The sequence below is a fragment of the Gordonia westfalica genome (assembly GCF_900105725.1).
Lineage (GTDB): Bacteria > Actinomycetota > Actinomycetes > Mycobacteriales > Mycobacteriaceae > Gordonia > Gordonia westfalica.
The window spans coordinates 3,291,842-3,310,422 of the sequence record NZ_FNLM01000034.1 but is presented as its reverse complement, the minus strand read 5'-3'; the positions used below and the strand labels follow the sequence as shown (position 1 = coordinate 3,310,422).

The following is an 18,581-nucleotide window of genomic DNA, read 5'->3' as shown; positions in this document are numbered from 1 at the left end:
CCAACTCGACAACCGCTCCTCCACGGAGGGAACCATGACCACTTCGCTTCCCCGGCAAGATCGAATCAGGCGTGCGCTCGAGCTCCTGCGCAACGAGACGACCGACAAGTTCGACGAGATCGTGCAGTTCGAGCCCGAGGAGTTCACCGACCCGGTGCTCGCCAAGGAGGAGCGCGATCACATCTTCGGCCGCGTGCCCTCGATCGTCGCGCACGGCAGCGAGATCTCGCGTCCCAACGACTTCGTCACGGTTCAGATGCCGCGGAACAACATCATCGTGGTGCGGCAGAAGGACGGCAGTGTCCGCTCCTTCGTCAACCTCTGCCGGCATCGGGGCGCGATGCTGGAGAAGAGCGAGAAGGGGCGCTGCCGGATCTTCTCGTGCGGCTACCACCGCTGGTCCTACGATCCGACCGGATCGCTGCGAACCATCACGCGCGACTCGACTTTCGGTGATGTGGACCGTTCCGACCACGGACTGATCGAGCTCCCGACCGAGGAGCGCCACGGGTTCATCTGGGTCGTCGACAATGCCTCGGCCGAGATCGACGTCGCGGCCTGGCTCGGTCCCGAGATCGACCCGATGCTCGCCGAGTACAACCTGGACAAGCTGGTCTGTTTCCGGGCCGGGGGTTTCGACGAACCCACGAACTGGAAGATCATGCAGGATGCGTTCCTGGACGGCTACCACATCCAGTACGCACACCCGAACACCGCGGGAAAGATCATCCACACCAACGTGATGGCCTTCGAGGACTTCGGCCGGCACTGCCGGTTCATCGCGCCGCGCAAGTCGATCGACCGCTTCCTCGAAGAGGACCCGGGCGACATCCCGCTGGACAAGTACGTCACCGAGACGCACTGGCTCGGCCCGAACAGCACTCTGCTTCGCCAGCCGGATCACTTCCAGCTCTTGACGTTCCGGCCGCACCCCACCGATCCGACCAAGTCGCGGATGGAACAGCGCCTGATGGTGCCGACCGTCGAGGAGAGCGGCATGGAGCAGGAGCGCTGGGAGCGACTGTGGAACAAGAACTGGGAGATCCTGCTCGCGGTCCTGCATCAGGAGGACTTCCCGTTGCTGCGGGATTCGCAGCAGGGTATGGGCAGTGCCGACGCGGGAGACATGTTGCTCGGTCGCAACGAGATCGCCAATCAGGTCTTCCGGCGTGAGACCAAGCGGCTCGTCGCCGAAGGGCGTGCGGGCGCCTGATGTCGAAGGGCCGGTTCGTCGGAACCGGCGCGCGACCCCAAAGTCCGATTTATCCTATAACCGTTAGGTGAGTGGGGCCGGCCGATCCGCAGGCCCCGCGCCTGCGGCGGCCGCACCTCTCGGCCGCATCGAAACCTGTTGACAGAGAAGAAAGTACGATCATGACCACAACCATCGGCAAGGCGCTCGACTGGTGGGCCCGTACCAAGGGTGATACCACCGCTGTGGTTTTCTCCGGTTCCGAGATCTCCTACCGTGAGCTGCGGGACTGGAGCAGTCGCATCGCCCGTCTCCTCGTGGAGGGCAACGGTGTCGCTCCCGGTGCCCGGGTGGGTCTGCTCGGGCCGAACTCGCTCGAGTGGCCGGTCGCGGCCCTCGGTGCGCTGAAGTCCGGCGGCGTCCTGGTTCCGCTGAACAGCCGTTACCGCCCCGCCGAGCTCCGGAAGATCGCCGACGACGCGGGTATCGGCGTCGTGATCGTGGCCCCGGGCTTCGAGCAGCTGGCCGAGGACACCGCGGCGATCGGTGCACCGTTCAGCGTCGTCACCTACGCCGAGCTCGAGGCGCTGCGCGCCGGCGGTGCGGACGACTTCCGTGTCGATCTCGAACCCGACGAGCCGACGACCGTGCTGTTCACCAGCGGGTCCACCGGGTTGTCCAAGGGCGTGATCCTCACCAACCGGACGCTCATGTCGATCGTCTTCGAGAACACCCTCACCGAGGAGGGTTTCCGGCCGGGAACCACCACGCTGCTGGTCCTGCCGCTCGCCTTCACCCCGGGCCTGGTCTACGGACTCCTGATCACGACGGTTCTGGGCGGCACGCTGGTCGTCGAACCCGAACTGAATCCGTCCAACGCGGTGAAGCTCCTCGAGAAGCATTCAGTGGAGGCCATTTTCGGTGTTCCGCTGATCTTCGAGGCCATCTCGCGTGCCCCGGAGTTCGCCGATGCCGACCTGAGCGCTCTGAAGACCGCGATCGTGGGCGGCGCCGCCGTTCCGGTGCCGCTGCTGAAGCGCTGGGCCGACAAGGGTGTCCTGCTGCGTCAGATCTACGGCATGACCGAGGCCGGCGGCGTCGCGACCGCGACGATCCGCGAGGAGGCCTTCGAGTTCCCGGACCGGTGCGGCACGGGGTCGATCTTCACCGAGGTCAAGGTCTTCAACGACAAGGGTGAGGAAGCGGCTCCCGGAGAAGCGGGTGAACTCGTGGTCCGCGGCCCGGGTGTCACCCCCGGCTACTGGAACGACCCGGAGACGAGCGCGCAGGCCCTCCGCGGCGGATGGCTGCACAGTGGCGACCTCGGGGAGGCCGACGAGGACGGCCGCGTGAAGTTCGTCGACCGCCTCAAGGACCTCATCATCTCCGGCGGCATCAACATCTCGCCGGTGGAACTCGAGATCGCGATCGGCGCCATCGAGGGCGTCCAGGAGGTCGCCGTGATCGCGGCGAACGACGACCGGTTCGGCGAGACCCCCGCGGCGATCGTGACGGCCGCCGCCGATGTCGACGAGAAGACGATCGTCGAGCACTGCCAGAAGGTCCTGGCCGACTTCAAGGTGCCCCGTTACGTCGTGATCCGGCAGGACCCGCTGCCCCGCCTCCCCAGCGGAAAGATCGCCAAGACGGTGATCCGGGACGAGTACAAGGACGTGGATACTCGCTTCGATCGCGTGCGCTGAGGGGTGCGCGTGCGTTAGACGAGGTGCGCGCCGGTTGTGAGACGGCCGAGGTTGCGGAGGAGATCCGCGCCTCGGTCGTTTTGCTTACCGGCCGGCTCGGCGAGACGGCCGACGAGGCTGTCTCGATTTTTGAGCGTCGCGGACAGATAACACAGTTTGTCCGTTGTAACATGGCTTTTGGGAGGTGCACTCACGTGGCACGCAGAAAGACGGGCAACGTCCTGAGCGAGGACGTCGAGGAGGCCCGTAAACAGATCATGGTCGCTGCGGAGAAGGTTTTCCAGCGATACGGCGTATCCAAGACGACGATGGACGACATCGGTCGTGAGGCCGGGGTGTCCCGTCCGACCGTCTACCGCTATTTCGGCGACCGCGACACTCTCATCTCGGCCATCATCGAACGACGGTCGCGCATGCTGTTCGCCAAGGCACGGAAGTTCCTGCTCGAGAAGGATTCCTTCGCCGACCAGCTCGTCGAGGGCCTGATCTTCCTGGTCGACCGGGGACGCCGCGATCCGCTGATCCGCATCCTGGTCAGTCCCGAACACATGCAGATGGCCGAACCCCTCGTCGGAGCGTCGGGGCTTGCCGCCCGGCTGACCGCGGAGATGTGGGACCCGGTCATCGAGCAGGCGATGGAGCGCGGCGAGATCCGTCGGGATCTCGACAAGGAGAAGATGGCCGAGTGGATCGCATTCGTCCAGTTCATCCTCGTCGGGCGACTGGACTTCGACCGCCCCGACGACCCACAGCATCGGGAGATGTTGCGCGACTTCGTGCTCCCGGCGTTCCTTCCGAGCGCGGTGCCGTCGGCCGAGCTGAAACGCTGACGCGGTGAGCGTGTCGCCGGACACGCGCGCGCCGAGTCCGGCGACCGCTGCCCTGACCTCGGATCAGATCCCGGTGGATGATCTCCTTCATGATCGCGTTGGTCCCGCCGTCGATCCGCCGGGTACTCCATCATGTAGCCGTACCCCCCGTGGAGCTGCACACCCGCGTCGATGACCTTGTCCTGCAGGTTCGGTGACCTACCGTTCGGCCTTGGCCGCGTCGACGTTCAAGTGACCGATCATCCACGGTGTCCCCGCGGCCGGACGCGTCGGTCACCCGGTGGCTCGCAGCGGATTCCGAACACGAACAATCGTTACGGCGTCGATGTCGAGACGGGCGCGAAGGTAGACCCCGTCGAACCACCCGTGACATTCGGCGAACGACAGCATCTCGCGGACCTCGTCGAGCCACCGCCGGTTGTCGCTCAGGGACTGTAGCCACCACGTGTTGACATAGGCGACGTTGCCGTCGATGTAGCCGATTCCGCGCTGGCGCAACCTCTCTGACGTATCGGCCGCGCTGATCCGAGTCCTCACCGAGAGACTTCGCAGATTCTCTCGGTCAAGGACTCGGACCGTCTGTGCTTCGACGCAAACTTCCATGATGCTGCCCCGGAATGTTGTCGTGCCGGTCTAACGGGCCGTGGACGAATAGATGTCCTCGATGATCTCGGCGTACTTGGTGGTGACGCCGCGTCGTTTGAGCTTCATCGTCGGCGTGAGTTCATCGGAGTCCGGGAGCCATTCGTCGGCGAGGAGTCGATGACGTTTGATCTGTTCGACGCGGGAGAGCTGCTCGTTCGCGCGGGCAACCGCCTGGTCGACTTCGGCTTGCAGCGCGGCATTGTCGATGAGTGCCGCAGGGCTGGCGTCCGAGAGACCGTGTGCGGCAGCGAAGGTGCGGGCGGCATCGGGATCGAGGACGATGAGCGCGATGTTGTAGGGCCGGCGGTCGCCGATGACGCACGCCTGACCGATCAGCGGCGAGGCGCTCTTCAGCTTCCCCTCGATGTTGACCGGGGACATGTTCTTGCCCGCGGCGTTGATGATCAGTTCCTTCTTGCGGTCGACGATCGTGACCCATCCATCGTCGTCGATCCGCGCGATGTCGCCGGTGTGCAGCCAGCCGAACTCGTCGATCGCCTCGGCCGTCTTCTCGGGGGCCTTGCGGTAGCCGCGCATGACGTGCGGGCCGCGCAGCAGGAGCTCGCCGTCGTCGGCGAGCTTGGCCTCGGTGCCCGGTTGGGCCAGGCCCACCTTGCCTACACGGATGTCGTCGGGCACGTTGGTGAATCCCAGCGCGCCGGTCTCGGACATCCCGAACCCCTCCTGGAGCGGCAAGCCGAGCGCGAGGAAGAACTCGTGCACCGCCGGCGCGATCGGCGCGGCGCCGGTCATGAGGAGCGCGACGCGGTCCAGTCCGAGTTGTGCCCGGAGGTCGGCGAAGATGCGTTCGTCGGCGACGCTGACGGCGTCCTGTAGGTCTGCCGGAACCGGTTCTCGGCGTTGCTCGATCTGTACCAGGCGGATCGCTGCCTCCAGCGCGGCCGACGTCGCATCACGCGGGCCGTCCGGCAGTGCCGAGAAGCGGGCGAGGAGACCGGCCCGGAGCTTCTCCCAGATCCGCGGCACACCCAGGAACCAGGTCGGGTGAGCCTCGGCGACCGCGCCGAACACGGCTGTCGCATCACGAACAGTGGTGATGGGCCACCCCGTCACGGTCGCGAGGTAGTGCGAGAACACGCGATCGGCGGCGTGCGCGGTCGGCAGGTAGCTGATGGCCGCACCGTCGACGTCGAACGGGAAACGCAGGTTGCAGGTGTACATGACGAACATCAGATTGGCGTGGGTGAGTTCGACGCCCTTCGGATCTCCCGTCGTGCCCGAGGTGTAGATGAGCGTGGCCAGGTCGTCGGCACGGACCGAACGCCAGGTCTTCTCGAAGTCGAAGTCCGCGGGGCGGCGGCCGCGTAGCTCATCGAGCGGGGTGATGGTCGCGGGACCGTTGCCATGGACGGTGGGTGCGCCGGCCGGGTTCGTCACCACGAGGTGCCTGACGGTGGGGGCGGCGGTGCGCTGGAGGACGTCGAGGAAGGCGGAGTCCGCGACGACAACCGAGTTCCCGGCGTTGTCGAACAGGTAGCTGATCTGATCCGGCGCCGAGGTGAGATAGATGGAGAACGGCGTCGCGCCCAGGTGCAACACGGCCATGTCGACGACGTGGAACTCCGGGCTGTTCGGCAGCATGATGGCGACCGTGTCACCGTGTCCGACGCCGAGATCGGCGAGTCCGGCAGCCACTTCCTCAACCGCCGTGCGGTATTCGGACCAGGTCAGCGATCGCTCCTCACCGAAGGCGCTCAGGGCCGTGGAATCGGGCCGACTCGCGGCCGTGGCCTGGAAGGCCCCGACCAGCGTGGTGGCGGAGATACCCGGGGCGGCAACAGGTGCGGACGGGGCCTGCGGTGCGTGTGTCATTGTGTTCTGCCTCGATTGCGATGGGACGAGATGGTGGGGGCGGGCCGGACTCAGTGGGTGAGTTGTCCGGCGCCGCCGGACGACTCCTGCGCTGTCGCGACGGTTCCGCGCGTGGTGATGAACTCGGCGAAGTCGGGTTCGTGGACACGACGCCAGTAGTCGACGTACCGCCAGGGGCTGTTGGTGACGATCCGTCCCCGTGCGTTGCGGTAGTACGTCGTGGTACCGCCGAAGTGCCACACCGTGTCCTCGAGCGCTTCGTCGAGTTCGCGGTTGTAGGTGTCGAACGCCTCGGGACGGACCTCGATCGAGTCGAGCCGCTCGTCGATCATCGCGCTGATCAATGCCGTGACGTGCTGAATCTGCATCTCGGTGCCGGCGATGACCGTGCCGCCGTGACCGGTGTTGGTGTTGGGGCCGTACAGGCAGAAGAAGTTCGGAAATCCGGGCACGGTGATACCGAGGTGGGCACGGCCGTCGTCGGCACCCCAGACCTCTCGGAGTGTGCGTCCGTCGCGACCACGGACCGTGAGCGACCCCAGAACATCTACGGACTTGAAACCCGTTGCCAGAACCAGCACGTCGGCGTCGTGGCCGACACCGTCCGAGGACCGAACCCCGTTCGTCGTGACCGTGCTGATACCGGTGGTGACGAGATGGACATTCTCGCGGCGAAGCGTGCGGAACCAGCCGGCGTCGATCAGCAGTCGCTTTCCGTACGGCGGATAGTCGGGCAGGCTCTTCGCGAGAAGGTCTGGGCGACCGTCGAGTTCGTTCTCGATGTACGCGGTGAGCATGGCGCGTAGTCGGTCGTTTCCCTTGTTGATCGCGCGCCCGAGGTGTGGATAGTCGCGATCGACCTGCAGGAGGCGCCACACCTTGTCGCCCATCCGCCAGAACAAACGGGCGCGATACCACGCGAGATAGAACGGCACGTGTCTGTTCAGCCAGTGCGCCGAGTCGTCGACCGGCTGCCCTTTGAGCGGATGGGGCATCGCCCATTGCGGTGTCCGCTGGAACACCCGGACCTCGGCTGCGTCTTCGGCAGCGGCGGGAACGAACTGCATGGCGCTCGCACCCGTGCCGATGACCGCGACGCGTTTGCCTCGGAGGTCGACCGCCGGGTCCCACTGCGCCGTGTGCAACACGGGGCCCTCGAAATCCGACAGTCCCGGCAGGTCGGGGATGCTGGGCTGGTTCAGCAGTCCGACCGCGCTGACAACGACTGTCGCGGTGAGGCTCTCGATCTCACCGGTTGATACCGATCGAAGGTCGAGGGTCCAGCCGGCGGTGGCCGGGTCGAACTCGGCCTGATCGACCATCGTCGAGAATCGTGTGTGGGCCAGGATGCCGTGGCGTTCGGCCAGTGCTCGCCAGTATGCCGCGAGCTCTTCCTGCGGAGCGAAGTAGCTGGACCACTCCGGGTTCGGGTCGAAGGACAGGGCGTAGAGGTAGCTCGGGGTGTCGACCCCGCAGCCCGGGTACACGTTCTCGTGCCACGTGCCGCCCACGTCGTCGTTCTTGTCGATGAGAACGTAGTCGATCCCGGCCTGCTGCAAGCGGATTGCCATGGCCAGTCCGGATATCCCCGCACCGATGATCGCGACCCGGAAGCCATCCGTCGGAGTGGACCGCGGTACCGAATGGCGGCGGTACAGGCCCATCTCCTCGCCCAGGAGCTGCCCGTAGTCGTCGGGGAGTCGCTCGGCGAGCATCACCGAGAGGATCCGTGACAGTCGTTCGGGGGCCGGTGCGTCCGCAACGTCGAGGTCGCCATCGCGCCACGCGCGAAGCGTTGCCGAGGCCTCACGCCGAATACGTTCGGCGAGTTCGGGTTCGAAACCTCCGGTGTCGTGGTCGCCGAGATCGGGAGGAGCGGTCGGCAGGTAGGGATCCTCGATCCAGCGGTCATCGCCGGTCAGGAGAGCCAACGAGCCGAGCAGGATCGGGAGATTGGCGTGTCTCAGTGCGAGTGCGAGCTGCTCGTCGGTGAAGTCGGCGTCGGGCCGGAACGCGCCGTCGGGAACGCCGCTCCACTCGGGCGCGAGGCGGGGGGAACTGGACTCTGGCATACACGAGACCATACAATGTGTTCAGACGTGGCGTCAATCACATTTCCCGCCGACGGCTGAGCACCGCGGCCCACCCCGTCAATCGATCGACAGACAGGACAGACAATGACAGTCACCGCGAATCGTCCACGCGCACGAAGTGTGTACGAACCCGAGCACGAGGCATTCCGGGAGAGCTTCCGCCGGTTCCTCGACACCGAGGTCGTCCCGGGCTACGAGAACTGGGAACGGGAGGGGCGGATTCCCCGCGAACTCTTCCGGAAGGCCGGCTCGCACGGATTTCTCGGGATGTCGGTCGACGAGGAGTTCGGCGGCGGCGGCACCGATGACTTCCGGTTCAACGCGGTCATCGCCGAAGAGGTTGCCGACGCGGGGGTGATGTCGTTCGGGGTCAACCTCCACAACGACATCTGCGTTCCGTACTTCGAGCGTTATGCCGACGACGAGCAGAAGCGACGCTGGCTGCCCGGCCTGGCGTCGGGTGATCTCATCGCGGCCATCGCGATGACCGAGCCGGGCACTGGCTCCGATCTCGCGGGCATCACCACGACGGCGAAAGAGGAGGGTGATCACTTTGTGCTGAACGGTTCGAAGACGTTCATCTCCAATGGGATCAACGCCGATCTGGTCATCGTCGCTGCGCGGACCGAGAGCGGCGGTGACCGCCACGGCGGCCTGTCGTTGCTGGTCGTCGAACGCGACACCCCTGGCTTCCAGCGTGGGCGCAATCTGGAGAAGATCGGCATGCATGCGCAGGACACCGCCGAGTTGTTCTTCGAGGACGCCCGGGTCCCCAGGGGGAACCTGCTGGGTGAGCGAGGTGGAGGCTTTCGTGCACTCGTCACCAACCTCCCTCAGGAGCGGCTGACGATCGCAGTGGCGAGCACGGCCGCGGCGGCCCGCGCGGTCGAGCTCGCGCGGGACCATGTGAGTACCCGAACCGCATTCGGAAAACCGTTGGCGGCCAATCAGAACATCCGGTTCACGCTCGCCGACGCCTTCGTGCAGACCGAGGTCGTCCGTGCCTTCGTCGATGACTGCCTGCTCCAGCACACGACCGGTGACCTCACCGCCGATCGGGCCGCGATGGCCAAACTCGCGGCAAGTGAGGTCCAGGGGCGCGTCGTCGACCGGTGTCTGCAGATGTTCGGCGGCTACGGCTTCATGGCCGAGTATCCGATCGCCAAGGCCTACGTCGACGCGCGCGTGCAGCGAATCTACGGCGGAGCCAACGAGATCATGAAGGAGATCATCGGCAAGTCCCTCTTCCGTTGAGGGCTGACGAGAACACGACACCATGAAGAGAACACTTTTCGACTCCGAACATGATCAGTTCCGGGACACCGTCCGGTCCTTCCTGACGAAGGAAGCCGTTCCGCACACGGCCGACTGGGAGGAAGCCGGTGAGGTCAGTCGTGACTTCTGGACCGCGGCGGCCGATCAGGGTCTGGTCGGCTTCGCGGCTCCGGAACAGTACGGCGGCGGGGGGCTACGCGACTTCCGGTTCAATGCGGTGCTGAACGAGGAAGTGGTCCGCACCGGGACCGTCGGCGACGGCTTCTCGCTGACCAACGACATCGTGCTCCCGTACTTCCTGGACATCGCGACGCCGGAACAGCAGGGACGTTGGCTGCCCGGCATCGTCAGTGGTGAGACCGCGATCGCCATCGCCATGTCCGAACCAGGTACCGGTTCGGACCTGCGCGCGATCAAGTCCACCGCGACCCGTGTCGATGGTGGGTGGCGTCTCAATGGTTCCAAGACTTTCATCACTCGCGGTATCCAGGCCGACCTGATCATCGTCGCCGCTCGGATTCCGGAGAACGACGGCGGTGGATTCGGATTGTTCGTCGTGTCCGGGGACCACGAGGGATTCCAGCGCGGTCGAAAGCTGCAGAAGATCGGCCGCAAGGCGCAGGACACCGCGGAGTTGTTCTTCGAAGACGTCCTCGTCGCGGAATCGGACGTGCTCGGTGAGCCGGGCAAGGGGCTGCGATACATGATGGGAAACCTTGCCCAGGAACGGTTGTCGATGGCGGTCGTCGCGGTCGCCCAGGCCGAATACGCGGTCGAGACCGCCATCGCCTACGGCAAGGAGCGCAAGGCCTTCGGTCAACCCATCGGGAGCTTCCAGGCGAACCGCTTCACCCTGGCCGAGTTGTCCACGCAGGTCGGAATCGCCCGGGTGTTCGTGGACCGGTGCATCGAGGCGCAGAACGCCGGAGAACTCACCGCAGCCGAGGCGGCCGGCGCGAAGTTCTGGACCACCGAGCTGGAGTTCAACGCACTGGACACCTGCCTCCAGATGCACGGCGGGTACGGCTACATGGAGGAGTACGACGTCGCGCGGAGGTGGCGGGACGCGCGGGTGCAGCGGATCTACGGCGGCACCAACGAGATCATGCGCGAGATCGTGGGCCGCTCGCTCGGTCTGTGAACCAGGGTTGAATCGGTGGTTGCCCGGGAAGAGCTTTCAACCGGGCAACCACCGAGGTCACGGAGTCGAGTCGACCACGCCGTCGGCGAGGAGGGATTCGATCTCGGTCGGGGAGAAGCCGGTCTCACCGAGCACCTCGACAGTGTCGGCGCCCGGCGCGCGCCGCGGACGAGGACTCGTCGGCGGGCGACCGTCGAAGCGAGGGGCCGGAGCCGGTTGAACGACGCCGTCGACCGTCACGAAGGTGTTCCGGGCTCGATTGTGCGGGTGCTCCACTGCCTCTGAAATCGTCAGAACCGGTGCGTAGCAGGTGTTTCGGCCGTCGAACAGCGCGTCGAGTTCGGCCCGATCGTATTCGGCGACCCGGTTCTCGAGAATGATGCGGTACTCGTCCCATCGCTTCGAATCGAGATGGTCGTGCCGCATCGCATCGGGCAGTTCCAAGACATCACAGAGCTCCGTCCAGAACTGATTCTCGATGGCGCCGATGCTCACCCACTGTCCGTCGCGGGTCTCGTAGACGCATAGAAGAACGCGCCGGTGTCGAGCAGGTTGGCGCCGCGTTCCTCGACGAAGTCGCCCTCCGCCCGGTACGAATGGAACATCGCCATCAGGGCCGAGGCTCCGTCGATCATCGCCGCATCGACGACACGGCCTCCGTGCCCGGCGCGGGCGGACAGGATGCCCGCGAGCATCCCGAAGGCGAGAAAGGTTCCGCCGCCTCCGAAGTCGCCGACGAGGTTGAGGGGCGGAACCGGTGGCCCGCCCTTCCGTCCGATCTGATGCAGGGCGCCGGTAAGTGCGATGTAGTTGATGTCATGTCCGGGCCGCGACGCCATCGGACCGCTCTGGCCCCAGCCGGTCATCCGTCCGTAGACGAGGTTCGGGTTGTGGTGCAGACAGTCTCGTGGCCCGACGCCGAGGCGCTCGGCGACGCCGGGGCGGAAGGTCTCGATGATCCCGTCGGCGTCGGCGCAGAGCCGGCGGACGACGTCGGCACCCGCCTCCGACTTGAGGTCCACGGCGATGTGCCGCCGACTCCGGAAGAGGATGCCGTGACCGCCGACCGCCCAGGGGTTGCCCCCGGGTCGGTCGACGGTGATGACCTCGGCGCCCATGTCCGCCAGCATCATCGCCGCGAACGGGCCGGGGCCGATGCCGGCGAGCTCGATGATCCGGGTGCCGGCCAGCGGAGGGGGTGTCGACTCGACGCTCACTTCTTCGCGACCACCGGCATGCCGCCCTTGTTCGCGGCGATGTCCGCGTGGACCTCGTCGGGGTTGGCCACGGCCATCTCCTTGTTCGCGCCGTCGGGGAGTTTGATCGCGTCGTTGAATTGGCGAAGCATGGTGAACGCGGCCTTCTCGTCGTCGTGCGGCAGCACTCGCCCGACTCGATCGGCAAGGGTGACGAGCGGGCTGATCGTCGGCAGGATGTGCCGCCATCCGGTCTTCTCGACGCCCAGAGCATCCATGACGTGCGGCGGGATCCACGAGTGCAGCAACCCATATGCGAGCTTGAGTCGACGTTCGTTCGTCATGAACTTGGCAACCGGTCCCGGCAGCACCTCGACGTCGCCGGGCGGGTTCTCGACGCTGTATTCGATGATCGAGTGGACGACGTCGTGGCAGAGCTCGTCCGGCGGAAGTTCGACCAGCGTGTGCAGATCGGTCTTGCGACGAGCGTCCTCGTAATCCGTGTGCAGGATGTCCTCGGGAACGCCGATCACATATCCCACGTAACGGCTCAGGGCGAAGATGTCCTCGAGTTCACGGTCGCTGAAACGGATTCCCGCGGACTGGACCGCATCGGTGAACTTCACCCCGAACTGGCCGGCCTGGGTGACCATGCTGTCGAAGTTGTTGATGGGGATGCCCCAGCCGGCCCAGTCCCAGTGGTCGGATCGCCCGAGACTGTGACGAACCGCGGCGTGGATCATGCGGACCTTCGCGGTGAGACGAAAGCCCTCCTCGAAACGCGCCATCCCGCCGGGGGTGTAGGCGGCGACCACGTACCGGAAGCTCTCGATGAGCCGGGTCCCCACCTTGTCCTGCTCGCGGAGCCGGCCGCTGAACAGCACCGGACGGGTGGCGCTGTACATGGAGAACCCGCCGGCGATCGCACCCCAGGCGAGGACGGGAGGGACGATCGGGCCGGCGCGCCAGAACGCGACCGCACCGCGGTAGAGCTGATCGAAATCGACCCAGTCGGGGATGTGGTCGAGCTGGTCGAAGAGCGCGATCAGTCCGGGGCTGGGGTCGTCGATCGCGTCGATTCCGTGATCCAGGGCCTGGTCGAAGGTCCGCCACGTCGAATTGTTGGATTTGTCCTTGAAGTCGAGCATCGCCGCGTAGGCATAGTCGTCGGCGAGCAGGGCGTGGTCGGTCAGCTTCTCGACCAAGTCGCGACCGTACATGGCGATCGCTTTGTCCTTGTTCGCAATTCGACCCAGGTCGATACCGCGTGGCAGTCCCGGCGGAACGTCGAGATCGCCGCGGAAACTCGTCGGCTGCGTATGTGGCTCGGTGATGGTCATCGCGCCTCCTAGGGGGGTGGACGGTACGCCGGCCTCGTGTGATCGGCGTTACAACGCAGGGTAGACCCAACTGAACACTATGTCTACACTGAATGTCTGGCCGCATGTCGGCCGGTCCGTGACGCGATGTGCCCGCGGTCAGCCGTGTCGCACGCGTCGACCCGCCCCCCTACAACGAGGAGTATCGATGTCGCCGCTGCCCCAGGACTCGACGAACGTAACGGCGGCGTCGCCTCCGGAACCGCTGCCGCCCCGGACCTTGCGTGAGCTGTTGGAATCCCGGTGGAGTTGCCGCGAGTTCCTCCGTCGTCAGGTATCGCAGTCCGAGATCGAGAGAGTGGTCGACGTGGCCCGTCTGACCCCCTCGTGGTGCAACACGCAGCCGTGGCACGTCGACGTGCTGAGTGGGGGCGCCGCCGAGGGTCTGCGCGACGCCCTGCGGGCCGCGATCGCGGATGGACCGGCGCAGAATCCCGACATCGAGTTCCCGGCTGCGTATGACGGCGTCTACCGGGAGCGTCGTCGCGAGAGTGGTCTACAGCTCTACGCAAGCGTCGGTATCGAGAAGTCGGACCGGGCCGGTTCGGCCCGACAGATGTTGCGCAACTTCGACTTCTTCGGTGCGCCGCATGTGGCGATCGTCACGACCGAGGCTGCGCTGGGCCCCTATGGAGCGGTCGACTGCGGACTGTTCGTGAGCAACTTCCTCCTGGCGGCCCACGAGCTCGGGATCGCGACCGTCCCGCAAGCGGCGCTGGCGACGCAGTCGCCGGTGATCCGGGAGTACCTCGGGATGAAGCCCGAACGGCAAGTGGTCGTGGGTATCTCGTTCGGTTATCCCGACGAGGACGCACCGGTCAATGCGTATCGCACCAGCAGGCAGTCGATCGCGGAGGTCGCGTCCTTCCATCGCTGACGGACGCAGCCTCGACGGCGGAGGGTATACACAGTGTATGAACGTGATGTATGTTGCTTTCGACAATGGCGCCCGAGCGCCCGCTGAACGACTAGGAGACTGCGAATGTCGGAAACCCAGGCACTGATCTTCGATGCGATCCGCACGCCGCGCGGTAAGGGCAAGAGCTCGGGATCGTTGCACACGATCAAGCCGATCGACCTCGCCACCGGCTTGCTGTCGGCAGTCCTCGACCGGAATCCCGCACTCGATCCGACCCGCGTCGACGACCTGGTCCTCGGGGTCGTGACTCCGGTCGGCGAGCAGGGCGGCGACATCGCGCGCACGGCGGCACTTGCGGCGGGGCTCCCCCGCACGGTGGCGGGAGTGCAGGTCAATCGGTTCTGCGCATCCGGGCTCGAAGCGGTGAATCTCGCGGCGCAGAAGGTACGTTCGGGATTCGAGGAACTGGTCTTCGCGGGCGGCGTCGAGTCGATGTCCCGTGTTCCGATGAGCTCTGACGGTGCCGCGTGGATGGACGACCCCGCAACGAATCTGGCCACGAGCTTCGTGCCGCAGGGCATCGGCGCCGATCTGATCGCGACACTCGACGGGCACACCCGCGAGGACGTGGACGCATACGCGGTGCGTTCGCACGAACTGGCCGCCAAGGCCGAGGCGGACGGGCGATTCGATGCCTCGGTCGTACCGGTACGCGACATCAACGGGGCCGTGGTACTCGACCGGCACGAGACCATCCGCGAGGGGACCACCACCGCCACCCTCGCGCCACTCCGGCCGTCGTTCGCCAAGGTCGGCGCGGCGGGCTTCGATGCCGTTGCACTGCAGGAGTTCCCGACCGTCGAGAAGATCGACCACGTCCATCACGCCGGCAACAGCTCAGGAATCGTCGACGGTGCCTCGCTGGTCGTGATCGGTAGCGAAGAGGTCGGGAAAGAACTGGGCCTGACTCCGCGCGGGCGGGTCGTCTCCACCGCGGTGTCCGGAGACAATCCGACCATCATGCTGACCGCGCCGGCTCCCGCGTCGCGGAAGGCGCTGGCGAAGGCCGGTCTCACCGTCGACGACATCGACCTCGTGGAGATCAACGAGGCGTTCGCCTCGGTGGTGCTGCATTTCGTCGACGACCTCGGCCTCGACATGGCGAAGGTGAACGTGAACGGCGGAGCGATCGCGATGGGTCACCCGCTCGGCGCCACCGGGGCGATGCTCGTGTCCACGGTCTTGGACGAACTGCACCGGACCGGCGGTCGATACGGACTCGTGACGCTGTGCGTCGGCGGCGGTATGGGGATCGCGACCGTGGTCGAGGCGCTCTGACCGCCGCTCGCAACGCCAGACAATCAGCAGACAACCCCAGAGAGAGTTCAACGGCAATGACGCAGACCATTATCCGGCGCACCATCGACGACGACGCCGTCGTCACCCTGACCATCGACGACCCCGACCAGCGGGTGAACACGATGAACGAGCGATTCGTCGCCTCGCTCTCGGACGCCCTCGACGAGATCGGTGACGCCCAGGACATCGCCGGTGTCATCATCGCTTCCGGGAAATCGACGTTCTTCGCCGGCGGCGACCTCAACGACCTCCTGCACACCGACCGGTCCCACATCGACGACTTCACCGCGTTCGTCGAACGGAATCGGGACCTGCTCCGACGCCTGGAGCGTCTCGGGGTGCCGGTCGTGGCGACGATCAACGGTGCGGCGCTGGGTGGTGGTCTCGAGCTCGCGCTCGCGACCCACCATCGCGTCGCGGTGAAGTCCGGCGGAGTTCGTCTGGGACTTCCGGAAGTGACCCTGGGTCTGCTGCCAGGTGCCGGGGGCGTCGTCCGCGGCGTGCGACTGCTGGGCGTCCAGAAGGCGCTGTCGTCGCTGCTGCTGTCCGGTCGCCAGGTCGATGCGACGGCCGCACTCGAACTGGGCATCGTGGATGAACTCGTCGATTCGCCTGCGGATCTGGCGTCGGCGGCGAAGGCCTGGATCCTGGCCAATCCGGATGCACGGCAGCCGTGGGACGTGTCGGGGTTCGCGATACCGGGCGGGGCCCCGGGTGACCCGGCGCAGCCGCTGCATGCCTCCCTGCCCCTCCTGACCGCGACACTGCGAGCCGACCTCAAAGGCGCGAATTACCCGGCGCCGAAGAACATCCTGAAGGCCGCTGTCGAGGGCGCCCAGGTCGACTTCGACAATGCCTTGCGGATCGAGACCCGGTACTTCGTCGACCTGGCAGTCGGGCAGATCGCGAAGAACATGATCCAGGCCCGATTCTTCGACACCCAGACGGTGAACGGACTCCGCGGTCGCGACGCATCACGGACCCCGTGGAAGGCGACGAAGGCGGTGGTTCTGGGTGCCGGGATGATGGGTGCGGGTATCGCCTATCAGTGCGCCGCAGCCGGAATCGACGTCGTACTCAAAGATGTCAGTGCGGAAGCCGCCGAGCGCGGCAAGGGGTACTCGCGGAGAGTGCTCGACAAAAAGGTGAGTGCGGGCGCCCTCTCCGAAGCGCAGCGAGAGGTCATCCTCGACCGGATCACCGCCACCGTCGACGTCGCCGACGCCGCAGGCGCGGACCTGGTGATCGAGGCCGTCTTCGAGGATCCCGATCTGAAGGCCCGAGTTCTGAAGGAGGTCGAACCCGTTCTCGCACCGGGTGCGCTCATCGGGTCGAACACGTCGACCCTGCCGATCACCGGTTTGGCCGGCGCCGTGCAGAATCCCGCAGACTTCATCGGCCTGCACTTCTTCAGCCCGGTGGACAAGATGCCGCTGCTGGAGATCATCAAGGGCGGTGCGACGTCTGCCGAATCAGTCTCCAGGGCACTGGATGTCGCCCGTCAGATCGCCAAGACCCCCATCGTGGTCAACGACAGTCGCGGCTTCTTCACCAGCCGGGTGATCGGCACCTTCGTCAACGAAGCGCTCGCCATGCTCGGCGAGGGGGTGCCAGCACCGATGATCGAGCAGGCCACGACCCAGGCGGGCTATCCCGCACCCGCGTTGCAGCTCGCCGATGAACTCAATCTCGAACTCCTGCGGCGAGTTCGGGACGCATCGCGCGATGCGGCCGAGGCGGAGGGGCGCGACTGGGCGGCCCATCCCGCCGAGGCGGTGCTCGACCGGATGCTGGCCGAGTTCGACCGGGCAGGCCGGTTGGCCGGCGCCGGCTTCTACGAGTACCGTGACGGACGCCGAAGCGGGTTGTGGCGTGGCCTCGGAACGGCTTTCCCGGTTGCCGAACAGGTGCCGACCCTGACCGATCTCAAGGAACGCCTGCTGTTCGTCGAAGCCGTGGAATCCGCGAAGTGCTTGGATGAGGGCGTTCTGGAGTCGGTGGCCGACGCGAACATCGGATCGCTCCTGGGGATCGGTTATCCGGGATGGACGGGCGGAGTGCTGCAGTTCATCGACGGCTACGAGGGCGGGGTCGCGGGCTTCGTGACGCGTGCGACTGAGCTGGCCGCGCGCTACGGAACGCGTTTCCTCCCACCGGCGTCACTGACCCGGCTCGCCGCCGACGGCCGGTCACTCGCCGACTCGCGTCGAGATGCGGAAGTGGTTTCATGACTCAGCATTTCGTGCATACGCGGGACGGTGTCCGGCTCTCGGTCCGCGACGTCGGAGACGGTCCGGGAGTCCTGCTGATCCATGGCTGGAGTCTCAGCGGAGAGGTGTGGGATCGGCAGATACGGGTACTCGCCGAGAGCGGTCATCGCGTCGTCGCCATGGATCTCCGTGGGCACGGACGGTCGGATGCACCACTGGACGGTTACGACATCGACTCCCTGCAGCACGACGCGCTCGAGGTCATCGAGCAGCGTGGCCTGGGCGCGGCCGCCATCGTGGGCTGGTCGCTGGGCGGCATGGTCGCCCTGCGCTTGGCACATGGACGTCCCGATCTCGCAGGGTCTCTCGTGTTGGTTGCCACCAATGGCGTTGCGGCGGCACGGTTCGAGGACTTTCCGTTCGGGGTGCCCCCCGAGGGGCCTCTGAACAGTCTCCTCGCCGCCGAGCACGCCGACCGGATCTCCCTGCGCCGGCGTGCCGTCGGTGATCCGTTCAAGGGCGGCGCGCCCGACCCGCACACTCTGGACTGGCTACACCGCATTTCGCTGCAGACGCCGAGTTGGGCCGGGCGTGCGGCACTGCGCACGCTGATGTGCACCGAACAGACGCACCTGCTCGAGGGCCTCTCCGTACCGGTGACCCAGATCGTCGGCACCGCGGACCCGGCGCTGTCGGTTCGGGGTGCACGGTGGGTGCGCGAGCGTCTGGACAGCACGCTCGTCGAGTTCGACGTCGGGCATTACCCGATGCTGGAGTGCCCGGACGAGTTCGACGCGGCGCTGCTTCGCGGGGTGGGTGCGGTGCGTTCGCGCGTGGCGTGACCTGAACCGGTCAGACGTCGTGTC

At 66.2% G+C, this 18,581-nt stretch carries 13 protein-coding genes and 2 pseudogenes; 9 read left to right on the top strand and 6 right to left on the bottom strand.

The features are described from left to right. Positions 1-34 precede the first annotated feature (34 nt). The 3 genes from BLU62_RS20630 (at position 35) to BLU62_RS20620 (ending at position 3,725) form a co-directional block, all read left to right on the top strand. Positions 35-1,213: an aromatic ring-hydroxylating oxygenase subunit alpha gene (locus BLU62_RS20630; protein ID WP_074851856.1), complete on the top strand. Its 1,179-nt coding sequence runs from the start codon at positions 35-37 to the stop codon at positions 1,211-1,213. A 161-nt stretch (positions 1,214-1,374) separates the two neighbouring features. Next, the gene (locus BLU62_RS20625) at positions 1,375-2,895 is read left to right on the top strand and encodes a class I adenylate-forming enzyme family protein (RefSeq protein WP_074851855.1); all 1,521 of its coding nucleotides are present in this window, start codon (positions 1,375-1,377) and stop codon (positions 2,893-2,895) included. A 194-nt stretch (positions 2,896-3,089) separates the two neighbouring features. Beyond that, positions 3,090-3,725: a TetR/AcrR family transcriptional regulator gene (locus BLU62_RS20620; RefSeq protein ID WP_074851854.1), complete on the top strand. Its 636-nt coding sequence runs from the start codon at positions 3,090-3,092 to the stop codon at positions 3,723-3,725. Positions 3,726-3,783: 58 nt separating this feature from the next. Here the strand turns inward: BLU62_RS20620 and BLU62_RS33950 are convergent. The 4 genes and pseudogenes from BLU62_RS33950 to BLU62_RS20605 form a co-directional block, all read right to left on the bottom strand. Beyond that, positions 3,784-3,913, bottom strand: a pseudogene (locus tag BLU62_RS33950) (acyl-CoA dehydrogenase); the annotation flags it as partial. 85 nt (positions 3,914-3,998) lie between these two features. Next, positions 3,999-4,262, bottom strand: a complete 264-nt coding sequence (locus tag BLU62_RS20615; RefSeq protein WP_244278274.1) for a hypothetical protein — start codon at positions 4,260-4,262, stop codon at positions 3,999-4,001. A 96-nt stretch (positions 4,263-4,358) separates the two neighbouring features. Next, the gene (locus BLU62_RS20610) at positions 4,359-6,203 is read right to left on the bottom strand and encodes an AMP-dependent synthetase/ligase (protein ID WP_074851852.1); all 1,845 of its coding nucleotides are present in this window, start codon (positions 6,201-6,203) and stop codon (positions 4,359-4,361) included. Between the two features lie 50 nt (positions 6,204-6,253). Then, positions 6,254-8,275 (bottom strand): flavin-containing monooxygenase, encoded by a 2,022-nt coding sequence (locus BLU62_RS20605; protein ID WP_074851851.1) that lies wholly within the window; start codon positions 8,273-8,275, stop codon positions 6,254-6,256. Between the two features lie 105 nt (positions 8,276-8,380). Here BLU62_RS20605 and BLU62_RS20600 point away from each other — a divergent pair, with 105 nt between their 5' ends. Both BLU62_RS20600 and BLU62_RS20595 read left to right on the top strand, forming a co-directional pair. Beyond that, a complete protein-coding gene (locus tag BLU62_RS20600; RefSeq protein WP_074851850.1) occupies positions 8,381-9,550 on the top strand; it encodes an acyl-CoA dehydrogenase family protein in 1,170 nt (389 codons plus the stop codon). A gap of 22 nt (positions 9,551-9,572) precedes the next feature. Continuing rightward, positions 9,573-10,712 carry an acyl-CoA dehydrogenase family protein gene (locus tag BLU62_RS20595; protein ID WP_074851849.1) on the top strand — a complete coding sequence of 380 codons (1,140 nt, stop codon included), beginning with the start codon at positions 9,573-9,575 and terminating at the stop codon, positions 10,710-10,712. Between the two features lie 57 nt (positions 10,713-10,769). On the opposite strand, the pseudogene BLU62_RS20590 reads toward BLU62_RS20595, so the two are convergent. Both BLU62_RS20590 and BLU62_RS20585 read right to left on the bottom strand, forming a co-directional pair. Beyond that, positions 10,770-11,929: pseudogene (locus tag BLU62_RS20590) on the bottom strand (CaiB/BaiF CoA transferase family protein). Next, a complete protein-coding gene (locus BLU62_RS20585) occupies positions 11,926-13,248 on the bottom strand; it encodes an oxygenase MpaB family protein (protein ID WP_074851848.1) in 1,323 nt (440 codons plus the stop codon). Before BLU62_RS20585 ends, BLU62_RS20590 begins: the two are co-directional and overlap by 4 nt. A 187-nt stretch (positions 13,249-13,435) precedes the next feature. On the opposite strand from BLU62_RS20585, the gene BLU62_RS20580 reads away from it, so the two are divergent. The 4 genes from BLU62_RS20580 (at position 13,436) to BLU62_RS20565 (ending at position 18,557) form a co-directional block, all read left to right on the top strand. Beyond that, positions 13,436-14,164, top strand: coding sequence for a nitroreductase (locus tag BLU62_RS20580; RefSeq protein WP_074851847.1), 729 nt, complete (start codon positions 13,436-13,438; stop codon positions 14,162-14,164). 105 nt (positions 14,165-14,269) lie between these two features. Further along, the gene (locus tag BLU62_RS20575) at positions 14,270-15,484 is read left to right on the top strand and encodes an acetyl-CoA C-acetyltransferase (protein ID WP_074851846.1); all 1,215 of its coding nucleotides are present in this window, start codon (positions 14,270-14,272) and stop codon (positions 15,482-15,484) included. A 56-nt stretch (positions 15,485-15,540) separates the two neighbouring features. After that, positions 15,541-17,736, top strand: coding sequence for a 3-hydroxyacyl-CoA dehydrogenase NAD-binding domain-containing protein (locus tag BLU62_RS20570; RefSeq protein WP_074851845.1), 2,196 nt, complete (start codon positions 15,541-15,543; stop codon positions 17,734-17,736). Then, positions 17,733-18,557, top strand: coding sequence for an alpha/beta fold hydrolase (locus tag BLU62_RS20565; protein WP_074851844.1), 825 nt, complete (start codon positions 17,733-17,735; stop codon positions 18,555-18,557). Before BLU62_RS20570 ends, BLU62_RS20565 begins: the two co-directional genes overlap by 4 nt. Positions 18,558-18,581 lie beyond the last annotated feature (24 nt).

Bases quoted from the DNA above. Each gene is read 5' to 3' on its own strand.
- BLU62_RS20630 (WP_074851856.1), top strand. From the start codon at position 35: ATGACCACTTCGCTTCCCCGGCAAGATCGAATCAGGCGTGCGCTCGAG.
- BLU62_RS20625 (WP_074851855.1), top strand. From the start codon at position 1,375: ATGACCACAACCATCGGCAAGGCGCTCGACTGGTGGGCCCGTACCAAG.
- BLU62_RS20610 (WP_074851852.1), bottom strand. From the start codon at position 6,203: ATGACACACGCACCGCAGGCCCCGTCCGCACCTGTTGCCGCCCCGGGT.
- BLU62_RS20605 (WP_074851851.1), bottom strand. From the start codon at position 8,275: ATGCCAGAGTCCAGTTCCCCCCGCCTCGCGCCCGAGTGGAGCGGCGTT.
- BLU62_RS20600 (WP_074851850.1), top strand. From the start codon at position 8,381: ATGACAGTCACCGCGAATCGTCCACGCGCACGAAGTGTGTACGAACCC.
- BLU62_RS20595 (WP_074851849.1), top strand. From the start codon at position 9,573: ATGAAGAGAACACTTTTCGACTCCGAACATGATCAGTTCCGGGACACC.
- BLU62_RS20585 (WP_074851848.1), bottom strand. From the start codon at position 13,248: ATGACCATCACCGAGCCACATACGCAGCCGACGAGTTTCCGCGGCGAT.
- BLU62_RS20580 (WP_074851847.1), top strand. From the start codon at position 13,436: ATGTCGCCGCTGCCCCAGGACTCGACGAACGTAACGGCGGCGTCGCCT.
- BLU62_RS20575 (WP_074851846.1), top strand. From the start codon at position 14,270: ATGTCGGAAACCCAGGCACTGATCTTCGATGCGATCCGCACGCCGCGC.
- BLU62_RS20570 (WP_074851845.1), top strand. From the start codon at position 15,541: ATGACGCAGACCATTATCCGGCGCACCATCGACGACGACGCCGTCGTC.
- BLU62_RS20565 (WP_074851844.1), top strand. From the start codon at position 17,733: ATGACTCAGCATTTCGTGCATACGCGGGACGGTGTCCGGCTCTCGGTC.